Below are 20,910 nucleotides of genomic sequence, written 5' to 3'. Positions count from 1 at the left end.
ATTTCGCCCCGAACCGCCTGCGTGCACCTATGAACCGAAGGCAGGCTCGATCGACCTGCCGCCAAAGTGAGGATGTCGAAGCATGATCCGCAATGGCGGCCGCCTTCTCGTCGAGTGCCTGATCGGGCTTGGCGCGACCAGGAGCTTCGGCGTGCCCGGAGAAAGTTATCTGGCCGTCCTGGACGCGCTGCACGACACGCAGGGAAAGCTGGACTACACGCTTTGCCGCAATGAAGGCGGCGCGGCGTTCATGGCCTCGGCCTACGGCAAGCTTACCGGCTCGCCAGGCATCTGTTTCGTGACGCGCGGCCCAGGCGCCACCAACGCCAGCATCGGCGTTCACACGGCCATGCAGGACAGTTCGCCGATGATCCTGTTCGTCGGCCAGGTCGGCACCGACATGAAGGGCCGCGAAGCGTTTCAGGAAATCGACTACCGGGCGGTGTTCGGCACGGTCGCCAAATGGGCGGTCGAGATCGACGATGTCGCGCGCCTGCCCGAGATTGTGGCGCGGGCATGGACGACCGCATTGACCGGACGACCTGGTCCCGTCGTGGTCGCGCTGCCCGAGGACATGCTGACCACCATGACCGAAGCGGCTCCGCTCAGCGCACCGGTGGCCATTTTCGAGCCGGCGCCGGCGCCGGAAGCGATCGCTTCGGCCTTCAGGCTGCTGGCCAAGGCCGAGAGGCCGGTCCTGCTCATGGGCGGCGCCAACTGGACCGTGGACGGACGCGCGGCGCTACAGGCTTTCGCAGAGGTTTCCGACATCCCTGTCGTGGCGGCCTTTCGCTATCAGGACCAGTTCGACAACCATTCGCCGGTCTTTGTCGGCGAGGCCGGCGTCGGCATGGTGGCGCATGTCAAAGGCCTGCTCCGCGACGCCGACGTGATCCTGGCCGTCAATGTGCGTTTCGGCGAGATGACCACGGACGGCTATACGCTGCTGTCCGTGCCGTTGCCGCGCCAGAAACTGATCCATGTCCATGGCTCCGATCGCGAGATCGGCAAGATCTATGTGCCGGCCATCGGTATCCATGCCGGGCCGAACGCTTTTGCCCGGGCGTTGACGCCCGTCAAAGGCGGCTGGGCGGACTGGCGCGCGACGGCCCGCAAAGCCTATGAAGGGACATTCGGCGCGCCCGTCCAGCCCGGCCCGGTGGACATGGTGGAGGTCAGCGCCTGGCTGCGCGAAAATCTGCCTGCCGACGTCATTCTCACCAACGGCGCCGGCAATTTCACCGTCTGGCCGAACAAGTTCTTCAAGTTCGGGCCGGACGCACGGCTGCTCGCCCCGCAGTCTGGCGCCATGGGCTACGGCCTGCCGGCGGCAATTGCCGCCAAGGTTGCGTTTCCAGAACGCACGGTCGTCTGCTTTGCCGGCGACGGCGACTTCCAGATGAATTGCCAAGAACTCGGAACCGCCATGCAGGCTGGCGCGCAGCCGATCGTGCTTATCCTCAACAACGGCATCTACGGCACGATCCGCGCCCATCAGGAGCGCCACTATCCGGCGCGCGTTTCGGGCACGTCGCTCGAAAACCCTGATTTCGTGACACTGGCAAAGGCCTATGGCTTCCATGCCGAGCGGATCGAGGCGACGCGCGATTTCGCGGCGGCGTTCGATCGGGCGCTCGGATCCGTGACGGGAGCGGTCCTCGACATCGCCATATCTCCCGAAGCGCTGACGCCCCGACAGACCCTTTCCCAGATGCGTGACGCCGCGCTCGCTTCCCAGAAGGCCAAGGCATGACCTCCAAAGACGACATCCGTCTCGGCGCGGACATAGGCGGCACGTTCACCGACGTCGCGCTCGACCTCAGGGGAACGATCTTCTCCACCAAGGTGTTGACCAATTATGCGGCGCCCGAGCAGGCGATCCTGGACGGCATTGCCGTCGTCACGCGCGATGCCGGTATCGCGCTTGCCGAGATCGGCATCATCATCCACGGCACGACGCTGGCGACGAATGCGCTCATCGAACGCCGTGGCGCCAAGACCGCGCTGGTCACCACCGAAGGGTTCCGCGATGTCATCGAGATGCGCACGGAAAACCGCTTCGAGCAGTATGACCTCGACCTGCAGCTGCCGGCGCCGCTAATCCCGCGCGAGCACCGTTTCACGGTAAAGGGCCGGATCGGCGCGGAAGGCCAGGAGCTTCAGCCGCTCGACGAAGCCGCCCTGGAAGGCATTGCCGACCGGATCGCGGCCGGCGGCTTCGGCTCCGTGGCGATCGGCTTCATCCACGCCTACACCAACCCTGATCATGAGCGCCGGGCACGCGCTATCCTGTCCCGCAAGCTTACCATCCCGATTTCGATCAGCGCCGAAGTCTCGCCGCAGATGCGCGAGTTCGAACGCTTCAACACGGTCTGCGCCAACGCCTATGTGCGGCCGCAGATGGCGGACTATCTCGCGCGTTTCCAGACCCGCTTGAAGGAGATGGGCGCCGAGTGCCCGGTCTTCATGATCCATTCGGGCGGCGGTCTGATCTCGGTGGAGACGGCCTCGGAATTTCCCGTGCGCCTCGTGGAGTCCGGCCCGGCCGGCGGCGCCATCTTCGCCGCCGACATCGCTAGGCGATTCGGCCTGGAAAAGGTCGTCTCCTATGACATGGGCGGCACCACTGCAAAGATCTGCCTGATCGAGGATTATGCGCCGCGCACCGCCAGAACCTTCGAAGTGGCGCGTACCTATCGCTTCTGCAAAGGTTCCGGCATGCCGATCTCCATTCCCGTGATCGAGATGATCGAGATCGGCGCCGGCGGCGGCTCGATCGCCTGGGTCGACGCCATGGGCCGCATCCAGACCGGTCCCGAAAGTGCCGGATCGGAACCTGGCCCGGCCTCCTACGGCCGCGGCGGCAGGCGCCCGGCCATCACAGATGCCGACCTGGTGCTCGGCAAGCTCGATCCCGACAATTTCGCCGGCGGCGCCATCAGGCTGGACACGTCCGCATCCGAACAGGCGATCCTGCGCGATGTCGGCGAACGCCTGTCGCTCGATGCCATGGCGACGGCCTTCGGCATCTGCGAGGTGGTGGACGAGAACATGGCCAATGCCGCCCGCGTCCATGCCGTCGAAAACGGCAAAAACATTTCCGACAACGTGATGATCGCCTTCGGTGGCGCGGCCCCGCTTCACGCCGCAAGGCTTTGCGAGAAACTCGGCATCGACCAGTGCATCGTCCCCAAGGGCGCGGGCGTCGGATCGGCGATCGGCTTCCTCAAGGCTCCGTTCGGCTACGAAGCCCTGGCATCCCGGCTGACGCGGCTGTCGCAGTTCAAGCCGGCCGAGGCCAATGCTTTGCTCGACGACCTCAAAGTGTCAGCCGAAAGCTTCGTGCGGGCAGGGGCCAACGGTACGATCACATGCGAAATCACCGCCTTCATGCGCTACGCCGGCCAGGGCTGGGAAATCCCCGTGCCGCTGCCGGACAAGCCGTTCGGCAACGATGCCGCAACCACGCTCGAGGATTTGTTCCAGGCGAATTACCAACGCTTCTTCGGCCGCGCCATCGAAGGACTTGGCGGCCTGGAGATCGAGATCGTCACCTGGTCCGTGAAGGCGACGGATGTCCGGCCTGCTGTCGCCAGGCACGAGCTGATCACCGGCAAGCGGACCACTCAGCCGGCAACAAGCCGCGCGGTGTTCGATCCGGCCAGCGGTGCGCCACGGACCTATGGCATCGTCGAACGGGAGGGGCTGTGCACCGGCGATCGGGTGGCCGGCCCGGTCATCATCGTCGAACGCGAGACGTCCACCGTCGTCACCACGAGCTTCGACGCCGTCATCCAGAGCGACGGCGCGATCCTTCTGATCCGCAAAGGCAGCCAGGCATGAGCGACATCAGTGAAATCCGCATGCAGGTCATGTGGAACCGGTTGATCTCGGTGGTCGAGGAGCAGGCCCTCACCTTGCTGCGCACGGCTTTCTCGACATCGGTGCGCGAATCCGGCGACCTGTCGGCGGGCGTGTTCGATCCCCGCGGCCAGATGCTGGCACAGGCGGTGACGGGAACGCCCGGCCATGTCAACACCATGGCCGAGGCGGTGCTGCATTTCATGAACGAAATCCCGCGCGAAACCATGTTCGAGGGCGACACCTACGTCACCAATGACCCCTGGTTGGGCACGGGCCACCTGCACGACATCACCATGGTGTCGCCGTCGTTCCTGAACGGCGAATTGGTTGCGTTCTTCGCCTGCACGGCGCATGTGGTCGATGTCGGTGGGCGCGGCTTCGGCGCTGACGGCAAGTCGGTCTACGAGGAAGGCATCCAGATCCCGATCATGAAGTTCGCGGAGAAGGGCAAGGTCAATTTCGATCTCGTCAGGATCCTGCGCGCCAACGTCCGCGAGCCGAACCAGGTCGTCGGCGATTTCTATTCGCTCGCCGCCTGCAACGAAGTCGGCCACCGACGCCTCATCGACATGATGAAGGAGATCGGCCTGGCATCGCTGGACGGGCTTGGCGAGTTCATCTTCTCGCGCACACGCGACGCCATGGTCGAACGCATCAAGGCGATGCCCAAAGGCAGCTGGTCGAACGCGCTGGTGACCGACGGCTACGACAAGCCGGTGAAGCTCGCGGCGACCGTCACGGTTCGGGACGCCGGCGTCGAGGTCGATTTTACCGGTACCGACCCGATGAGCCGATGGGGCATCAACTGCCCGATCATCTACAGCAAGGCCTATGCCTGCTACGCGTTGAAATGCGTGGTGGCGCCCGATATTCCTAACAATGCCGCGTCGCTCGCCTTCTTCACCGTGTCGTCTCCGGTCAACATCCTGAACGCCGTGCGGCCGGCGCCGGTGGCGCTCAGGCACATCTTCGGCCACATGGTTCCCGATCTGGTGCTCGGCGCGATTGCCAAGGCGATGCCCGGCAAGATCCTTGCCGAGGGCGCCGGCGCACTGTGGAACATCCATATCTCGGTTCGGCCGGTCTCCGGCGGTTCGGGCCGCCGCGCCGAGGTGCTGATGTTCAATTCCGGCGGCATGGGCGCGCGCCCCGGTCTCGACGGATTGTCGGCGACGGCCTTCCCCTCCGGCGTCCATACGATGCCGATCGAGGCAACGGAGCACACCGGCCCGATCGTCATCTGGCGCAAGGAGCTGCGGCCCGATTCCGGCGGCGACGGCGAGTTCCGCGGCGGGCTCGGGCAGGTTATCGAAATCGAGGCGATCGAGGGCCATGAATTCGACTTTTCGGCCATGTTCGACCGCGTCAATCATCCCGCCCACGGGCGCAACGGCGGCGGGCCTGGAGTGGCCGGCGTGGTCAGGCTGGACGATGGCACGCAGATGCGACCCAAAGGCTGGCAGCATGTTCCGGCCGGCCGTCGGCTGATCCTCCAATTGCCGGGCGGTGGCGGCTATGGCGATCCGTCCAAGCGCAGCACCGAGGCGCGGGCGAACGACCGCTCCAAGGAATACATTTCGGAGAACGGCAAATGAGCTACATTGCCTCGCGCCTGTCTGCGGTGAAGCCTTCGGCGTCCATGGCTGCTTCGCAAGCAGCCAAGGCCCTGCGCGCCAAGGGCGTCGACGTGATCGATCTTGGCTTGGGCGAGCCGGATTTCCCGACACCGAGCCACATCATCGAAGCGGCGCATTTCGCCGCGAAGGCCGGCCAGACGCTATACACGGGTGCCGCCGGCACGGCCGAGGTGCGCGAAGCCGTGGCCGGCAAGTTCCGCCGCGAAAACGGACTGGACTACACGGCGGACGACGTCGTCGTGGCCAATGGCGCCAAGCAGATCATCTTCAACGCGCTGATGGCGACGCTGGAGTCTGGTGACGAAGCGATCCTGCCGGCGCCCTACTTCGTCTCCTATCCCGAGATGGTGAAGCTGCTCGGCGGCACGCCTGTCGTTATCGAGTGCCCGGAAACTTTGGGCTTCCGGCTGACGCCGGAGCTGCTCGAAAAAGCCATCACGCCAAGGACGAAATGGCTGTTCCTCAACATGCCCGGCAACCCCTCCGGCGCCATATATTCGCAATCGGACCTGCGGGCACTCGGAGCGGTTTTGGCAAGGCATCCGCAGGTGCTGGTGCTTTCCGACGAGATTTACGAGCACATCCTGTTCGACGGACGCGACTTCGTCTCCTTCGGCAAGGCTTGCCCGGAACTCAGGGACCGCACCCTGATCGTCAACGGCGTCTCCAAATCCTATGCGATGACCGGGTGGCGTGTCGGCTATGCCGCCGGGCCGGCGCCGCTCACCAGGGCGATGGCGACCATCCAGAGCCAGTCCTGCACGTCCGTCTGCTCGATCGCGCAAGCGGCGACGGTGGCCGCGCTCAACGGCCCCCAGGACGAGGTGGCACGCTTTCGGCAGGCGTTCGAGGCGCGCCGCGATCTTGTCGTCGACGGCATCAGGCGAATCAACGGTCTTACGCTTTCGCCACCGGAAGGCGCCTTCTATGCCTATATCGGCTGCGCCAGCCTGATCGGCCGCAGGACCCCAAAAGGCGTCGTGCTCGAGGACGACACGGCAGTGGCGAATTATCTCCTGAACGAAGGGCGCGTGGCCTCGGTGCCGGGCGCCGCCTATGGACTTTCACCCTATTTCCGCATCTCGACCGCGACCGGCGAAGAGGTGCTGACCGAAGCGATCGCGCGCATCAACGCCGCCGTCGCGCAAGTGGAGTAGATCATGCCGCATTACGAACGCATCCTGATCACCGGCGCGGCCGGCCGCCTCGGTTCGGAACTGCGAAAGGGGCTGGTGCCGCTGGCAAAAACGATCCGCCTGGCAGGCCGCGAACCGTTCGGCGATCTTGCTCCACACGAGGAAGAAGCGGTCTTCGACCTCGCCGATATGGAGGCGACGATTGCCGCCACCAAGGATTGCGACGCGATCGTGCATTTCGGCGGCGCACCACTCGAATGCGAATGGCAAACTATCCTGGATTCCAGCATCCGCGGCTCTTATCACATCTACGAGGGCGCCCGGAAACACGGCGTGAAACGAGTCATCTATGCCTCCTCCGTACATGCCGTCGGCTATCACGAGGTCGAGGCGCATATCGGCGTCGACGCGCCGGTCCGTCCCGACAGCCTCTATGGCGTGTCGAAGAACTTCGTCGAGAGCCTGAGCCGGCTTTACTGGGACAAGTTCGGCATCGAGACGGCGTGCCTGCGCATCTTTTCGTCCTTCCCCGAACCGGCGGACCGTCGCATGCTATGGTCATACCTCTCCTTCGCCGACTGTGTGCGTCTGGTCGAGGCAGCTCTCACCGCGCCGCGCGTCGGCCATACGATCTCCTTCGGCCTTTCCGACAACAAGGTGAAAACGGTCGACAACAGCGGCGCCAACCATCTGGGGTTTTCTCCGCAGGATAGTGCCGAGCCGTTCCGCGCAGCGGTCGAGGCGAAGACGCAAATTCCGGATCCCAAGGCGCCATCGGTGAAGTATCTGGGCGGGTGGTTCTGCGAGCTTGGCCATCCGGATGACGAGCCGGCGTAGCTATCGAAATACCAATCCGCTAGATGGCGCAGACCGGAAGCCGAGATGCGGCAGGCGATGGATTCACGCATGGTGGCGGAGATCGAGCAGGTTGTCGGCGGTCGTCATCGGTTTTGGGATTCTCACCTGATCTGGTAGTGGGATCCAAATCACAGGAGATGGCATGCCGAACGATGTAATCGTGCGCGACAGCAATGGCGCTCAATTGAATGACGGCGATTCCGTCACGCTGATCAAAGACCTCAAAGTCAAAGGCACTTCCGAGACGATCAAGCGCGGCACGTTGGTGAAGGCCATCCGGCTGAACGGCAATCCCGGCGAGATCGAATGCAACACCAAGCAAGTGAAAGGCCTGGTGCTCAAGACGGAGTTCGTGAAGAAGGCGTAAGCCTCAAGGCGGCAAGCGATCTCGATGGCTCCTTCGGGATTCCGGAAAGCCTGCCGTCGCCAAGTGGGTCGCGGAGCCGTGAGCGTTCGGCACCCGACAGTTGCGCTGTAAAATTGATGATTTCGCCGACCAGGCACAAAAAAACCGCCAAGACCTAAGTCTGGAACCTCCTGCCGCTCCGCGCGTTTCACGGCGTCCCGTTCGCGGACCCGCCCGGATATCTCTCCAAGCGCGCGAAAAAACCAGGAGCCCGCTTCATGCACGACAAGCTGTTTCATTCACCGGTCGCACTGTCGGTCGGCCTCGGCTTCAAGCGCGAGATTGCCTCGCTGGCCGAAATGCACGATTTCCTCACCAATTGGACCACCTCCCGCCGCGGCCCGCTCTACCGAAATGCGGTGAAGGCATGTGATCTGGCCGTTCCAGGTTATGTGAGCGTCGAGCAGGCGCGCCGGGCGTTGCTTGAATTCGCGCAAGCCGCCGGCATCCTGTGGCCGGACCTCGAGCCGGTGGCGGGCGTGCACGCCGTTGCGCGTGGTTATGGCGGCTACGCCGCCTGAAGATTGATGTTCCCCGTGGCGGCTGAAGCCACACAACCATAGAAAGCCCGGCTGGCCCCCAGCCGGGCTTTCCCGTTTCCGGCAGCTCGCAAGGAAATCGCAATCCTGTGGTTGGCCGTGTGCCTTGGGCGACAATCCCTGGGTGGAGTGTTGGGAAGAGCCCGCGCAAAAATCTTTATGACATTCCTATTTCTTTCCACTGCGCCCTGTCTCGAACCTTTATGGCGATTGGGTCCATATTCCCTTCAGAAAACACAACCGGTTCCGTCACCAAAGATGCGACGGGCCACTTTCGATATATTGCGAACTCTCCTGTCAAATCCGCAAAGCACAAAAGAACAAAAGGAATAAACACAATGGATATAGCCGTTATCGGGATCGGAATTTTGTTCTTCGCTTTTTGTCTCGCCTACATAAAAGCTTGTGACGCGCTCTAGAGCGAGGCTGAAAAATGATCGTCGACTATATTCTCGGTGGCGGCGTTACGCTGTTCCTGCTCGCCTACCTGACATACGCCCTCGTTCGTCCAGAACGCTTCTGAAGGCACGGAAAGCCCACAGCCATGACACTGAACGGTTGGATACAGATCCTCGTCTACTGCGGGATCGTCATATTGCTGGTGAAGCCGCTCGGCGGCTACATGCACCGCGTCTTCAACGGCGACCGCACGCTGCTTTCGCCGGTCCTTCGCCCGCTTGAGCGCGGGCTTTATCGTATCTGCGGAACCAGCGAACGCGAGGAACAGCACTGGACCACCTACGCGGTGGCCCTGCTGCTCTTCAACCTCGCCGGCTTCCTGGTGCTTTATGCCCTGCAGCGTCTGCAGGGCAGCCTGCCTTACAACCCTGCCGGCATGACAGCGGTTGAACCAGGGCTGGCCTTCAACACCGCCGCCAGCTTCATGACCAACACCAACTGGCAGAACTATGGTGGCGAGAGCACGATGTCCTATCTCGTGCAGATGGCCGGGCTGACGGTGCAGAACTTCGTTTCGGCAGCCACCGGCATTGCCATCGCCATCGCGCTGATCCGCGGCTTTGCGCGGGCCTCCGGCAAGTCGATCGGCAATTTCTGGGTCGATATGACCCGCTCCACACTCTATCTGCTTCTGCCGTTCTGCATCGTGCTGACGCTGGTCTATGTCTGGCTCGGCATGCCGCAGACGCTTGGCGCCTACGTCAACGCCACGACGCTGGAAGGCGCGCAGCAGACCATCGCCGTCGGCCCGGTCGCTTCGCAGGTGGCCATCAAGATGCTCGGCACCAATGGCGGCGGTTTCTTCAACGCCAATGCCGCGCACCCGTTCGAGAACCCCGACGCGATCTCCAACCTGATCCAGATGGTGTCGATCTTCGCCATCGGCGCCGCCTTGACCAACGTCTTCGGCCGCATGATCGGCAACCAGCGCCAGGGCTGGGCGATCCTCTCGGCCATGGGCGTCATGTTCATCGCCGGTGTCGCCATCTGCTATTGGGCGGAAGCCGCCGGCAACCCGCTGGTGCATGCGCTGGGCATCGACGGCGGCAACATGGAGGGCAAGGAGACGCGTTTCGGCACCGCCCTGTCGGCGCTGTTTGCCGTCATCACCACGGCCGCTTCCTGCGGCGCGGTGAACGCCATGCACGGCTCGTTCACCGCGCTCGGCGGCATGATCCCGATCATCAACATGCAGCTTGGCGAAGTCATCGTCGGCGGTGTCGGCGCGGGTCTCTACGGCATCCTGATGTACATCGTCGTTGCCGTCTTCGTTGCCGGCCTGATGGTCGGCCGCACGCCCGAATATCTCGGCAAGAAGATCGAGGCCAAGGAGGTCAAGATGGCTATGCTGGCCATACTATGCCTGCCGCTGGCGATGCTGATCTTCACGGCCATCGCCGTCGTGCTGCCGACCGGCGTGGCGTCGATGGGCAATGCCGGCCCGCACGGCTTCTCCGAGGTTCTGTATGCCTACACTTCGGCGGCGGCCAACAACGGTTCGGCCTTTGGCGGCCTCAGCGGCAACACGCCCTGGTACAACATCACGATCGGCATCGGCATGCTGATGGGCCGCTTCCTGGTCATCATCCCGGCGCTGGCCATTGCCGGCTCGCTGGTGGCGAAGAAAACGGTTCCGGCTTCCGCCGGCACCTTCCCGACCGATGGCCCGCTGTTCGTCGGGCTGCTGGTCGGCGTCATCCTGATCGTCGGTGGCCTCACCTTCTTCCCGGCGCTCGCCGTCGGGCCGATCATCGAGCACCTGGCCATGGCTCACGGGCAGACCTTCTGAGACCGTCATGTCCTGGTTCAATGCCATGCGCCGCAAGGTCGGCCACAGGGACGATCACGGAAAGGAGGAGAGACCTCCTCCTTTCCCGACCCTGTCGACGTTTCTCGGCCTTGCGGCAGTCATGCTCGTCCTCTGGCTGCTGGCCTACGGGCCGCCGCATTTCCTTTCGGCATCCAATCATCGGGTGCCGTCCAACAACACCGAAGCCGGAGCTTCAAAATGAGCAACTCGAAATCGGCCAGCATCATGGATGCCCGCATCTTGGTTCCCGCCATCGGCGGCGCCTTCCGCAAGCTCGATCCGCGCACGCTGGCCAGGAACCCGGTGATGTTCGTCGTTGCCGTCGTCTCGGCGCTCACCACGGTGCTGTTCGTGAAGGACCTGGTCACCGGAGGCGGCAATCTCGGCTTCACGCTGCAGATCATCATCTGGCTTTGGTTCACCGTGCTGTTCGCCAACTTCGCCGAAGCGGTCGCAGAAGGCCGCGGCAAGGCGCAAGCGGATTCGCTGCGCAAGGCACGCACAGAGACCCAGGCCAAGCTTTTGACCGGTGAGGACCGCACCAAATACAAACTCGTGCCCGGCACCAGCCTCAAGGTCGGCGATGCCGTGCTGGTCGAGGCCGGCGACATCATCCCGTCCGACGGCGAGGTGATCGAAGGCGTCGCTTCGGTCAACGAGGCGGCGATCACGGGCGAATCGGCGCCGGTCATCCGCGAATCCGGTGGCGACCGTTCGGCGGTCACCGGCGGCACGCAGGTGCTGTCAGACTGGGTCCGCGTCCGCATCACCGCCGCCTCCGGCCATACCTTCCTCGACCGCATGATCTCGCTTGTCGAAGGTGCCGAGCGCCAGAAGACGCCGAATGAGATCGCGCTCAACATCCTGCTCGTCGGCATGACGCTGATCTTCGTGCTGGCCACCGCGACGATCCCGAGTTTTGCTTCCTATTCGGGCGGCTATATCTCGGTGACCGTTCTGGTGGCGTTGTTCGTCACCTTGATCCCGACCACGATCGGCGCGCTGCTTTCGGCCATCGGCATCGCCGGTATGGACCGTCTGGTGCGATTCAACGTGCTGGCCATGTCGGGTCGCGCCGTGGAAGCCGCAGGCGACGTCGACACGCTGCTGCTCGACAAGACCGGCACGATCACGCTCGGCAACCGCCAGGCGACGCAGTTTCGCCCGGTCAAGGGCGTCAGCGAGCAGGAACTGGCCGACGCGGCGCAGCTTGCCTCGCTGGCCGACGAAACGCCGGAAGGCCGCTCGATTGTCGTGCTGGCCAAGGAGAAATACGCCATCCGCGCCCGCGACATGGCAACGCTGCACGCCACATTCGTTCCCTTCACAGCGCAGACCCGTATGAGCGGCGTCGACATCGATGGTTCATCGGTGCGCAAGGGCGCCGTCGATTCCGTACTTGCCCATGTCAACCAGTCGGCAGCCGCCGCCCATGGCACGCGCCCAAGCAGCGAATCCATCCGCGATCTCCAGTCCATCGCCGACGAGATCGCCAAGTCCGGCGGCACGCCGCTGGCGGTCGAACGCGATGGCCGGCTGCTCGGCGTCGTCCACCTCAAGGACATCGTCAAGGGCGGCATCAGCGAGCGTTTCACCGAACTGCGCCGCATGGGCATCCGCACGGTGATGATCACCGGTGACAACCCGATGACGGCGGCGGCGATCGCCGCGGAAGCCGGCGTCGACGACTTCCTCGCGCAGGCCACACCGGAGGACAAGCTGAAGCTGATCCGCGACGAACAGGCCAAGGGCAAGCTGGTGGCCATGTGCGGCGACGGCACCAACGATGCGCCAGCCCTTGCGCAAGCCGATGTCGGCGTCGCCATGAATACCGGCACGGTTGCCGCCCGGGAAGCCGGCAACATGATCGACCTCGACAGCGATCCGACCAAGCTCATCGAGATCGTCGAGATCGGCAAGGCGCTCTTGATGACGCGGGGCTCGTTGACGACCTTCTCGATCGCCAACGACGTGGCCAAGTATTTCGCCATCATTCCGGCGATGTTCGCCGTCTTCTACGTCGCGCCGGGACAGACGACCGGCCCGCTGCAGGCACTCAACGTCATGCATCTGGCAACGCCGCAGAGTGCCATCCTGTCGGCCATCATCTTCAACGCGCTGATCATCATCGCGCTGATCCCGCTGTCGCTGAAGGGCGTCAAATACCGGGCCATCGGCGCCGGCGCGCTGCTCAGCCGCAACCTGCTTGTCTACGGCCTCGGCGGCCTCATCGTGCCTTTCGTCGGCATCAAGGCGATCGACATGATCGTCACCGCGCTTGGCCTCGCTTAAGGAATTGCGCTCATGTTCAAACAGATAAGACCCGCGATGATCATGATCGTCTTCTTCACGGTGCTGACCGGCCTGATCTATCCCCTGGGCATGACCGGCATCGCCCAGGCGCTGTTCCCGCGTCAGGCCAATGGCAGCCTGGTCGAGAAAGACGGCAAGATCATTGGCTCCGAACTGATCGGCCAGGGGTTTGCCAGCGACAAGTATTTCCACGGCCGCCCCTCGGCTGCCGGCGACGGCTACAATGCGGCCGCCTCGAGCGGCAGCAATCTCGGCCCGACCAATCCCAAGCTGATCGATCGTATCAAGGGCGATGCCGAGAAGTTGAAAGCGGAAAACCCGAACCAGCCCGTGCCGATGGATCTGGTGACGACGTCCGGCAGTGGCCTCGATCCCGATATCAGTCCCGAAGCAGCCTACTTCCAGGTCGCCAGGGTGGCCAAGACCAGGGGGATCGATGAAGCCAAGGTCAAGGCGCTTGTCGACAGCGAGGTCGAGGGCAGGGAACTCGGCTTCATGGGCGAACCGGTGGTCAATGTGCTCGGTCTCAACCTTGCGCTGGACGCCGCGAAACAGTGAATGGTGCGGGCCGGGGATCGACAGTATCCCCGGCGCCATCCATGATCGATCCCGATGCCGGACGACAGAAGCAACGACGCCAGACCTTCTCCCGACGCACTGCTTGACCATGCCGAGCGGGAAGGTCGCGGCCGGCTGCGGATATTCCTGGGTGCCGCTCCTGGCGTAGGCAAGACCTACGAGATGCTGATGTCGGGCCGCGCCAGGCTGACCGACGGCGTGGATGTGGTGATCGGTGTCGTCGAGACGCATGGGCGCAAGGAGACACTGGCCTTGGTCGAGGGTTATGAGGTCATTCCCCGCCGCAAGGTCGACTACAAGGGGCGCATCCTCGACGAGATGGATATCGACGCCATCCTCGCCCGGCGCCCGGTGCTGGTTCTCGTCGACGAACTCGCCCACACAAATGCGCCTGGCAGCCGGCACCCCAAGCGCTATCTCGATGTCCAGGAAATCCTGACGCACGGTATCGACGTCTACACGACGCTCAACATCCAGCATGTCGAAAGCCTGAACGACGTCGTCGCCCAGATCACCAAGGTCAGGGTTCGCGAGACGGTTCCCGATTCCATCATAGACCAGGCCGACGATGTCGAGATCATCGATCTCACCCCCGACGACCTGATCAAGCGGCTCGAGGAAGGCAAGGTCTATTTCCCCAACACCGCGCAGCGCGCGATCGAGAACTATTTCTCGCCGGGCAATCTGACGGCGCTCAGGGAACTGGCGCTGCGCCGCACCGCGCAGCGCGTCGACGACCAGTTGCTGATCCATATGCAGGCCCACGCCATTCCCGGACCGTGGGCCGCGGGGGAAAGGGTTCTCGTCTGCGTCGACGCGCGTCCGGGCGGGGCGGCGCGTATTCGCTACGCGCGCAGGCTGGCCGACCGGCTCCGTGCCCCGTGGACGGCGCTGCATGTCGACAGCCCTCGCTCGGCCAGCATGCCCGAGGCGGACAAGGATCGGCTCGCTACGAACCTGCGGCTTGCCGAACAGCTCGGCGCCGAGGTGACCACCATTCCCGGTCAAAACATCGCGCAGGACATTGTTCGCCATGCGACGGCGAACAATTTCACCCATATCGTGGTCGGCAGGCCGACTCGGTCGCGCTGGCGGGAATTGATCGAAGGCTCGCTCACCTACGATCTCATCCGCAATGCCGGCGACATCAGCGTCCATGTCATTTCAGGAACCGAACGCAACGCCGAGGTGACGTCGAGGAGTGTCAAGGCGGCGGACGAGCAGTGGCAGTTCGAGATCTGGCCCTATCTCAAGGCCACGGCCTTTGTCATCGGTTCGCTCGCCTTCGCCGTCGTTCTCGACCAGTTTCTCGACGTTCGCAACCTGGCGATCATTCTTCTCATCGGCGTACTGGCATCGGCGGTAACCGGCGGTCTGTGGCCGGCTCTGTACGCTTGTTTCGCCAGCGCCCTTGCTTTCAATTATTTCTTCCTGGAGCCTCGTTATACGCTGACGATCCGGGATCCGGAGAGCATCGTCGCGCTCGGCGTCTTCCTCGTCGTTGCGGTCATCGCCAGCAATCTGACGGCGCGCGTGCAGCGCCAGGCGGTTGCCGCCCGCTCGCGGGCGCGGGCCACGGAAGACATCTACCTCTTTTCAAAAAAGCTCGCCGGCGCCGGCACGCTCGACGACGTCCTTTGGGCCACGGCCTTCCAGATCGCGTCGATGCTGAAGCTGCGGGTGGTGCTGCTTTTGCCGGAGGACGGGACCATCACCGTCAAGGCCGGCTATCCGCCCGACGACACGCTGGCCGAGGCCGACATCGCCGCCGCCCGCTGGGCCTGGGAGCACAATCGTGCCGCGGGTCGCGGCGCCGACACGCTTCCGGGCGCCAAGCGCCTCTATTTGCCCTTGCGGACGGGGCGCACGGCCATCGGGGTCGTCGGCCTGGACAATGACAAGCAGGGTCCGCTGCTGACGCCCGAGCAGCAGCGGCTGCTTGACGCACTGGCCGACCAGGCGGCGGTCGCCATCGAACGTATTCAATTGGTTGCCGACGTCGACCGTGCCAAGCTCGCGGCCGAGGCGGACAGGCTGCGCTCGGCGCTGCTCACCTCCATTTCCCATGATCTGAAAACGCCGCTCGCCGCCATCATGGGCGCGGCCGGCACGCTGCGGGATTTTTCAGCAGCACTTCCCGAACCGGACCGGGCCGAACTGCTGTCGACGGTGCTCGACGAATCCGAGCGGCTGAACCGCTTCATCGCCAATCTGCTCGACATGACCAAGATCGAGTCCGGCGCGATGGAGCCGAACTACGCCTTTCACTATGTCGGCGATATCGTCGGCTCCGCCTTGCAAAGGGCCAGGAAAATCATTGGCGAGCACAAGATCGAGACCGACATCCCCAAGGATTTGCCGATGTTGAAGGTCGACCCGGTGCTGTTCGAGCAAGCGTTGTTCAATCTTCTCGACAATGCGGCGAAATATGCCCCGGCAGGCTCGACGATTCGCATGCAGGGTTGGACCGACAATGGCTCCGTCCTGCTGCAAATCATGGATGAAGGGCCAGGCATTCCTCCCGGCGATCTGGAACGGATTTTCGACACGTTCTACCGGGTGCGCAAGCGCGACCAGATCCGCGCCGGTACGGGGCTCGGTCTGTCGATCTGCCGCGGCTTCGTCGAAGCGATGGGGGGCACGATCATGGCGGCAAACCGGACCGACGGTTCGGGCGCGGTGTTCACCATCAAAATGCCCAGGCCGGCAAATCCGCCCAATTTCGACGCTTCGAATACCGACGACCACGATGTGGGTGACCTGGCATGACAAACTCGAACGTCAGGATATTGGTCGTCGATGACGAGCCGCCGATCCGCAAGCTGCTTCGCGTCGGGCTCGGCAGCCAGGGCTACGCGATCAGCGAGGCGCCGAACGCCAAAGTGGCGATCGAACTGATGGAGGCGGAGAAGCCGGACCTCGTCCTGCTCGACCTTGGCCTGCCCGGCATGAGCGGCCATGAGCTGCTGCGCAAATGGCGCGACGATGGTCTCGACATTCCAGTGGTCATCCTGTCCAGCCGGACCGACGAGGCCGGTATCGTCCAGGCCCTGGAACTCGGCGCCGACGACTATGTCACCAAACCCTTCGGCATGAACGAGCTGGTCGCCCGCATTCGGGTGGCGCTTCGCCACAAGTTCCAGCAGCAGGGCGAGAAGCCGATTTTCCAGACCGGCGATCTCAGCGTCGACCTGGTCAAGCGCATCGTCAAGGTCGAGGGCAAGGAGGTAAAGCTGTCGCCGAAGGAATACGACATCCTGCGCATGCTGGTGCAGCACGCCGGCAAGGTGCTGACCCACCATTTCCTGTTGAAGCAGGTCTGGGGCGACTCGACCGACGTGCAGTATCTCAGGGTCTATGTGCGGCAGCTCAGGCAGAAGATCGAGAAGAGCCCCGACCAGCCGCGCTACATCACCACCGAGACGGGCGTCGGCTACCGCCTGCGTGAGGTCGAGTAAGCGGTTTGGATTTTAGCCGGTCGCTTCCAGCTGCCGACCAAACGGTCTGGAAACCCGCAAGGCCGCCAGGCAGCCGACAATGCCGAGCGGCACGAAGGCGAGAAACAGCCAGGACGCGACATTCGCCGCCGCGTCGTGGTTCAGACCTTGCGAAAAGCCGCTGGCATTGGCGACGATGCCGGCAAGGGCTGCGCCCACGGCATAGCCGATGCGCTGCATGGTCGGCACCGCCGCCGAGGCGATGGTCTGCTCGCTCTCCGGCGTTGAGGCGACGATGACGCGTGTCAGGAACGGCCAGGCGATGCCGAAGCCGCCGCCCTGCAACAGGGCGCACATCAGGATCAGCGGGATGGAGCCCAGGGGTATCGTGTAGGCAAAGCCGGCGATGCCGGCCGCGATCATCACCGCGCCGCCGATGATGATCAGCCGCTCGCGCTGCGGCGGCGCGTTGGCGACCAGGATCGACAGGATCGACCAGGCGATCGATTCGGCGGCGATGATGTAGCCGGTGGTCAGCAGCGGAATGTCGTGAAGGCTGGTCAGCAGCAGCGGCCCGTAGACGCCGAAGGAACAGGTCGCCACCGAAAAGGCGGCAACCATGGTCATGCCGGCGCCGACCGGCGTGCGCCATGAGAACAGCCGCGCCGGGAACAGCCGCGAACGCGGCTTCAGCGCGTCGATGGTGAAGAACAGCACCAGGCCGATGAGGCCGACGGCCATCAGCAGCGAAGAGCGCAGCAAGGCGATGTCGACGCCGGCCGAGGCGATCAGCACCACGGCGACGGCAAGGCAGCCAAGGGCCGCGAACGGGAAGGGCGGCGCCCCGCCTGTGCTTGCCCTCGGCCTCGTCGCCTCCGGCGTGTTGAGCACGAGGAAGCTTGCCAGCGCCATGGCGGCGCCGCCGAGGGTGAAGATGCCGAAGGCCCAGCGCCATGACAAAAGCTCGGTCATGATCGCGCCGAGCAATGGTCCGCTGAAGGCGGCGACGCCCCAGATCGCCGACATGATGCCGAAAAGCTGCGGCCAGATGGCGCGCGAGAACAGTCGTTCGACCGAGACGAAGGCCAGCGACACCAGCGCACCGCCGCCAAGTCCTTCGATCAGGCGGCCGGCGAGGAACAGTTGCATGGAAGGCGAGGTGGCGCAGATCAGGGCGCCTGCTGCGTAAAGCAGCGCGGCGACCACCATGTTGGTGCGCAAGGGGACATAACTCACCAGTCGTCCGGCGGCCGCGCCGGCAACGATGGCGCCGAGTTCGTAGATGGCCAGCGACCAGCCGACGAGCTGTACGCCCGCCAGTTCGCCGACCATGGCCGGCATCACCGTTGCCACCATCGTCTCGTTGGTGGCGTGCAGCAGGATGCCGAGGCTGATGAAGCAGAAGCGCGCCAGGTCGCCGCTTGCCCACAATAAGCGCCAGTCGACCCTGTTTGTGCTGATCTCGGTCATTTCCACCCCTGTCTTGCATATCTCGACGCCAGCGCAGCACGCCAGAAGCCAGTACGGGTTTCCGGCAGGACCATGCGAATTGACAGCGCCGGATCGAGGCGTTGTGGCGTTCGGGGCAGGCTTGTAAAACCTCAACCGGGGTTGAGCTCAAGCGGTTTTTTTGAAGATCGTTCGCGCGGCAGCCTTTCCGGTTGCGGGTTCGTTGCGCGATCAGTTCTCGGTGCTGCGCAGCTGGAATTGGCTGACGCCGATCGCGAGGTTCATGCCGGTCTGCGTCTGCAAGCTGAGCGGCTGCAAGGTGAAGGCCTGAGAGAAGCCGCCGACCAGTAGATTGGCGCCGGCGCCGACGGCGGCCGTCACCTCCGCGCTGGCGCCGATGTAGTCGCCGGCCAGCGCACCCGGCGCATAGATGTTCTTCAGCGGCGTCAGCACGATCCACTGCATGACCGTCTGCTTCGTCGTGCCGATGTCGAGGCCGTATTTGTTGACGGCGCCGAAATAGGCTTCCGGCGCGAAGCTTTTGTCGGCGGGGTTAAAGGTGCAGCTCAGATCCTTGCTCGAGCCGAAGATGAAGCCGGTGCCGCCGCCTATGGCGCAGTCAAGCGTACCGACTTCCATGCCTCGGTCCTGCGCCTGCACCGCTCCGGATAGCGTGGTGAACATGGCGGCAGCTATGGCTGTCTTCAGCATGATGGTTCCCCTCCAAAATCAAACGGCGCGAAACCATCCTATCTGGTTCTGCGCCGCGGGGTGAGGGGTCATGGAGCGCACGGCTCCATGCAATCACTTGAATGAGTGGATCAGCTGGAGCGAAGTCACGGCCACGGCAAGGTTGACGCCGGTCTGCGCCTGGACGCTGAGCGGCTCCAGCATGACGGCGCTGTCCAGGCCGCCAACCAGCAGATTGGCGCCGCCGCCGGTCACCACGCTCGCTTCGGCGTTGACACCGTAGTAGCTGCCGGCGAGATCGCCTCCGTCACGGTCCCGGGTCGCAGCCAGCACGGCCCAGACGAGCTGGCCCTGATGCGTCTGGCCGACATCGAGGCCGATCTTGGAGATGACGCCTGTGTAAATCTCGGACGGCCCGTGATGATGAGGCCGGAAGACACAGGACACGCCCTTGTTGGAAGCGACGATATAAGCGGTGCCACCGTCGATGGTGCAATCGAGCGTGCCGAGTTGCAGCTTGCCGGCGCTGGCCGGAGCCACCGCGAACATCGTCGTGGCGAGGGCAGCGGCGCAGGCGAGTTTCTTGATCATGGGAGGGTCCTTTCGCAAAATACTTTCAACAACGGCTTGGGTGGGTAGACCGTTCCGCCGAAAACTTGGCGCGATCAAGGCAGGGGCCGAAAGCCTCCTGCCGGGGTTAATGCGCGGTTGCGAAGTGCGTCCTTTCGGACACGCAAGGAACCCGCGGCACTTGGACGTCACGCGGATTTGTAGGGAAAGCCGAAACCGAGATCAGCTGACGCGGGCGAGGCCATCCTTGGCCGGCTGGTAGGTAGGGTCGAGGCGAACAGCTTCCTTATAGGATTTCGCGGCCTTCGCCTTGTCGCCGCGCCGCTCATAGATCAGCGCCTGATTGGACCAGGCCTCGGCATTCCTGCCGTCGAGCTTGATCGCCATGTTGAAATCGGAGAAGGCGTTGTCCTCGTCGTTGGTCGCCAGATAGGAGAGGCCGCGGCCGTTGTAGGGCTCGGCGGCGTCCGGCGCCAGCGAGATGGCTGTCGAGAAGTCCTCGATGGCGAATTTGTGCTGGCCCTGGCTCTGATAGATCAGGCCTCGATTGTGGTAGGCGCGCGCGTCGGTCGTATCGAGCTGGATCGCCTTCTGGAAGTCGTTGAAGGCGTCCTGGGTGCGACCCGCCTTGCGGTAGAGATTGCCGCGGCCGATATAGGCGGCGTCATAGTTCGAGTTGATCTGGATCGAACGGTTGTAGTCCGCTAGGGCGGCTTCCTGGTTGCCGAGGAAGCGCTGGATGAGCGCGCGGTTCGAATAGGCCTGGAAGAAATTCGGGTTGAGCTGGATGGCTTGATTGAAATCCTTGAGCGCCGCCTGGTACTGACCGCCACGGCCATAGGCCGAGCCGCGCACATTGTAGCCTTCGGGATCCTGGGGATTGCGCTGGATGACCGCCGACAGCGAGGAAATGTTCTCGCTCGACCCTTGCGCCTTGTCGATGTTGTTGAATTCACCGGTCGGGCCTGATGTCTGGCAGCCGGCAAGCGCCAGTCCGGAGAGCAGGGCCATTGTCAGGGCGAAACCACGCAATGCGGTCCCGCGCTCCACGCTTGTTGCGTTCATGTCTGCCCTGTCCTCACTTCAAGCCGCGTCGTTCAGGTCCGGTTCCCCCCTCCGGGCCGGGTCACAACCAAAACAAAAAGGTGGCGGCGATTCCACAT

Annotated in this window: 18 protein-coding genes; 14 read left to right on the top strand and 4 right to left on the bottom strand. The window is 63.7% G+C overall.

What is annotated here, in order from left to right:
- Nucleotides 1–82: 82 nt before the first annotated feature.
- The 14 genes from EOA13_RS06550 (at nucleotide 83) to EOA13_RS06480 (ending at nucleotide 17,059) form a co-directional block, all read left to right on the top strand.
- Nucleotides 83–1,753, top strand: a complete 1,671-nt coding sequence (locus EOA13_RS06550; RefSeq protein WP_127290664.1) for a thiamine pyrophosphate-binding protein — start codon at nucleotides 83–85, stop codon at nucleotides 1,751–1,753.
- Nucleotides 1,750–3,843, top strand: a complete 2,094-nt coding sequence (locus EOA13_RS06545) for a hydantoinase/oxoprolinase family protein (protein ID WP_127290662.1) — start codon at nucleotides 1,750–1,752, stop codon at nucleotides 3,841–3,843. Before EOA13_RS06550 ends, EOA13_RS06545 begins: the two co-directional genes overlap by 4 nt.
- Nucleotides 3,840–5,459 carry a hydantoinase B/oxoprolinase family protein gene (locus tag EOA13_RS06540; RefSeq protein ID WP_127290660.1) on the top strand — a complete coding sequence of 540 codons (1,620 nt, stop codon included), beginning with the start codon at nucleotides 3,840–3,842 and terminating at the stop codon, nucleotides 5,457–5,459. Before EOA13_RS06545 ends, EOA13_RS06540 begins: the two co-directional genes overlap by 4 nt.
- The gene (locus EOA13_RS06535) at nucleotides 5,456–6,658 is read left to right on the top strand and encodes a pyridoxal phosphate-dependent aminotransferase (protein ID WP_127290658.1); all 1,203 of its coding nucleotides are present in this window, start codon (nucleotides 5,456–5,458) and stop codon (nucleotides 6,656–6,658) included. The genes EOA13_RS06540 and EOA13_RS06535 overlap by 4 nt, the downstream gene beginning before the upstream one ends.
- Before the next feature lie 3 nt (nucleotides 6,659–6,661).
- Nucleotides 6,662–7,474, top strand: a complete 813-nt coding sequence (locus EOA13_RS06530; RefSeq protein ID WP_127290656.1) for an NAD(P)-dependent oxidoreductase — start codon at nucleotides 6,662–6,664, stop codon at nucleotides 7,472–7,474.
- Nucleotides 7,475–7,637: 163 nt separating this feature from the next.
- On the top strand, nucleotides 7,638–7,862 hold the full coding sequence (locus EOA13_RS06525; protein ID WP_013529641.1) for an alkylphosphonate utilization protein: 225 nt from the start codon (nucleotides 7,638–7,640) through the stop codon (nucleotides 7,860–7,862).
- Between the two features lie 257 nt (nucleotides 7,863–8,119).
- Nucleotides 8,120–8,422, top strand: coding sequence for a DUF982 domain-containing protein (locus tag EOA13_RS06520; protein WP_023810142.1), 303 nt, complete (start codon nucleotides 8,120–8,122; stop codon nucleotides 8,420–8,422).
- A gap of 451 nt (nucleotides 8,423–8,873) precedes the next feature.
- Nucleotides 8,874–8,963, top strand: a complete 90-nt coding sequence (locus EOA13_RS06510; protein ID WP_032808122.1) for a K(+)-transporting ATPase subunit F — start codon at nucleotides 8,874–8,876, stop codon at nucleotides 8,961–8,963.
- A gap of 21 nt (nucleotides 8,964–8,984) precedes the next feature.
- Nucleotides 8,985–10,688 (top strand): potassium-transporting ATPase subunit KdpA, encoded by a 1,704-nt coding sequence (gene kdpA / locus EOA13_RS06505; protein ID WP_127290652.1) that lies wholly within the window; start codon nucleotides 8,985–8,987, stop codon nucleotides 10,686–10,688.
- Nucleotides 10,689–10,713: 25 nt separating this feature from the next.
- Nucleotides 10,714–10,911, top strand: coding sequence for a hypothetical protein (locus EOA13_RS06500; RefSeq protein WP_245490311.1), 198 nt, complete (start codon nucleotides 10,714–10,716; stop codon nucleotides 10,909–10,911).
- Nucleotides 10,908–13,001 (top strand): potassium-transporting ATPase subunit KdpB, encoded by a 2,094-nt coding sequence (gene kdpB / locus EOA13_RS06495; protein WP_127290648.1) that lies wholly within the window; start codon nucleotides 10,908–10,910, stop codon nucleotides 12,999–13,001. The genes EOA13_RS06500 and kdpB overlap by 4 nt, the downstream gene beginning before the upstream one ends.
- Nucleotides 13,002–13,013: 12 nt before the next feature.
- Nucleotides 13,014–13,580, top strand: a complete 567-nt coding sequence (gene kdpC, locus EOA13_RS06490; RefSeq protein ID WP_127290646.1) for a potassium-transporting ATPase subunit KdpC — start codon at nucleotides 13,014–13,016, stop codon at nucleotides 13,578–13,580.
- Nucleotides 13,581–13,634: 54 nt separating this feature from the next.
- Nucleotides 13,635–16,370: a sensor histidine kinase KdpD gene (locus tag EOA13_RS06485; RefSeq protein WP_127290644.1), complete on the top strand. Its 2,736-nt coding sequence runs from the start codon at nucleotides 13,635–13,637 to the stop codon at nucleotides 16,368–16,370.
- Entirely contained in the window at nucleotides 16,367–17,059 is a 693-nt protein-coding gene (locus tag EOA13_RS06480) for a response regulator transcription factor (RefSeq protein WP_127290642.1), read from the top strand. Before EOA13_RS06485 ends, EOA13_RS06480 begins: the two co-directional genes overlap by 4 nt.
- Nucleotides 17,060–17,071: 12 nt before the next feature.
- Here EOA13_RS06480 and EOA13_RS06475 read toward each other — a convergent pair whose 3' ends face one another.
- The 4 genes from EOA13_RS06475 to EOA13_RS06460 form a co-directional block, all read right to left on the bottom strand.
- A complete protein-coding gene (locus EOA13_RS06475) occupies nucleotides 17,072–18,508 on the bottom strand; it encodes an MFS transporter (protein WP_127290640.1) in 1,437 nt (478 codons plus the stop codon).
- A 210-nt stretch (nucleotides 18,509–18,718) separates the two neighbouring features.
- Nucleotides 18,719–19,198 carry a DUF992 domain-containing protein gene (locus EOA13_RS06470; RefSeq protein ID WP_127290638.1) on the bottom strand — a complete coding sequence of 160 codons (480 nt, stop codon included), beginning with the start codon at nucleotides 19,196–19,198 and terminating at the stop codon, nucleotides 18,719–18,721.
- 93 nt (nucleotides 19,199–19,291) lie between these two features.
- The gene (locus EOA13_RS06465) at nucleotides 19,292–19,768 is read right to left on the bottom strand and encodes a DUF992 domain-containing protein (protein WP_127290636.1); all 477 of its coding nucleotides are present in this window, start codon (nucleotides 19,766–19,768) and stop codon (nucleotides 19,292–19,294) included.
- A gap of 201 nt (nucleotides 19,769–19,969) precedes the next feature.
- Complete coding sequence (locus EOA13_RS06460; protein WP_127290634.1) at nucleotides 19,970–20,812, bottom strand: tetratricopeptide repeat protein; 843 nt, start codon at nucleotides 20,810–20,812, stop codon at nucleotides 19,970–19,972.
- Nucleotides 20,813–20,910: the final 98 nt, after the last annotated feature.

The sequence above is a fragment of the Mesorhizobium sp. M7A.F.Ca.US.011.01.1.1 genome (genome assembly GCF_003998295.1).
Taxonomy (GTDB): domain Bacteria; phylum Pseudomonadota; class Alphaproteobacteria; order Rhizobiales; family Rhizobiaceae; genus Mesorhizobium.
The sequence above is the reverse complement of the archived record's forward strand: the minus strand, read 5'-3'. Positions and strand labels throughout refer to the sequence as shown.

Excerpts from the sequence above, each read along its gene's own strand:
- EOA13_RS06540 (WP_127290660.1), top strand. The coding sequence starts at position 3,840 with ATGAGCGACATCAGTGAAATCCGCATGCAGGTCATGTGGAACCGGTTG.
- EOA13_RS06480 (WP_127290642.1), top strand. The coding sequence starts at position 16,367 with ATGACAAACTCGAACGTCAGGATATTGGTCGTCGATGACGAGCCGCCG.
- EOA13_RS06550 (WP_127290664.1), top strand. The coding sequence starts at position 83 with ATGATCCGCAATGGCGGCCGCCTTCTCGTCGAGTGCCTGATCGGGCTT.
- EOA13_RS06530 (WP_127290656.1), top strand. The coding sequence starts at position 6,662 with ATGCCGCATTACGAACGCATCCTGATCACCGGCGCGGCCGGCCGCCTC.
- EOA13_RS06535 (WP_127290658.1), top strand. The coding sequence starts at position 5,456 with ATGAGCTACATTGCCTCGCGCCTGTCTGCGGTGAAGCCTTCGGCGTCC.
- EOA13_RS06470 (WP_127290638.1), bottom strand. The coding sequence starts at position 19,198 with ATGCTGAAGACAGCCATAGCTGCCGCCATGTTCACCACGCTATCCGGA.
- EOA13_RS06485 (WP_127290644.1), top strand. The coding sequence starts at position 13,635 with ATGCCGGACGACAGAAGCAACGACGCCAGACCTTCTCCCGACGCACTG.
- kdpA (WP_127290652.1), top strand. The coding sequence starts at position 8,985 with ATGACACTGAACGGTTGGATACAGATCCTCGTCTACTGCGGGATCGTC.
- kdpB (WP_127290648.1), top strand. The coding sequence starts at position 10,908 with ATGAGCAACTCGAAATCGGCCAGCATCATGGATGCCCGCATCTTGGTT.
- EOA13_RS06525 (WP_013529641.1), top strand. The coding sequence starts at position 7,638 with ATGCCGAACGATGTAATCGTGCGCGACAGCAATGGCGCTCAATTGAAT.
- EOA13_RS06465 (WP_127290636.1), bottom strand. The coding sequence starts at position 19,768 with ATGATCAAGAAACTCGCCTGCGCCGCTGCCCTCGCCACGACGATGTTC.
- EOA13_RS06510 (WP_032808122.1), top strand. The coding sequence starts at position 8,874 with ATGATCGTCGACTATATTCTCGGTGGCGGCGTTACGCTGTTCCTGCTC.
- EOA13_RS06475 (WP_127290640.1), bottom strand. The coding sequence starts at position 18,508 with ATGACCGAGATCAGCACAAACAGGGTCGACTGGCGCTTATTGTGGGCA.
- EOA13_RS06500 (WP_245490311.1), top strand. The coding sequence starts at position 10,714 with ATGCGCCGCAAGGTCGGCCACAGGGACGATCACGGAAAGGAGGAGAGA.
- EOA13_RS06460 (WP_127290634.1), bottom strand. The coding sequence starts at position 20,812 with ATGAACGCAACAAGCGTGGAGCGCGGGACCGCATTGCGTGGTTTCGCC.
- EOA13_RS06520 (WP_023810142.1), top strand. The coding sequence starts at position 8,120 with ATGCACGACAAGCTGTTTCATTCACCGGTCGCACTGTCGGTCGGCCTC.
- kdpC (WP_127290646.1), top strand. The coding sequence starts at position 13,014 with ATGTTCAAACAGATAAGACCCGCGATGATCATGATCGTCTTCTTCACG.
- EOA13_RS06545 (WP_127290662.1), top strand. The coding sequence starts at position 1,750 with ATGACCTCCAAAGACGACATCCGTCTCGGCGCGGACATAGGCGGCACG.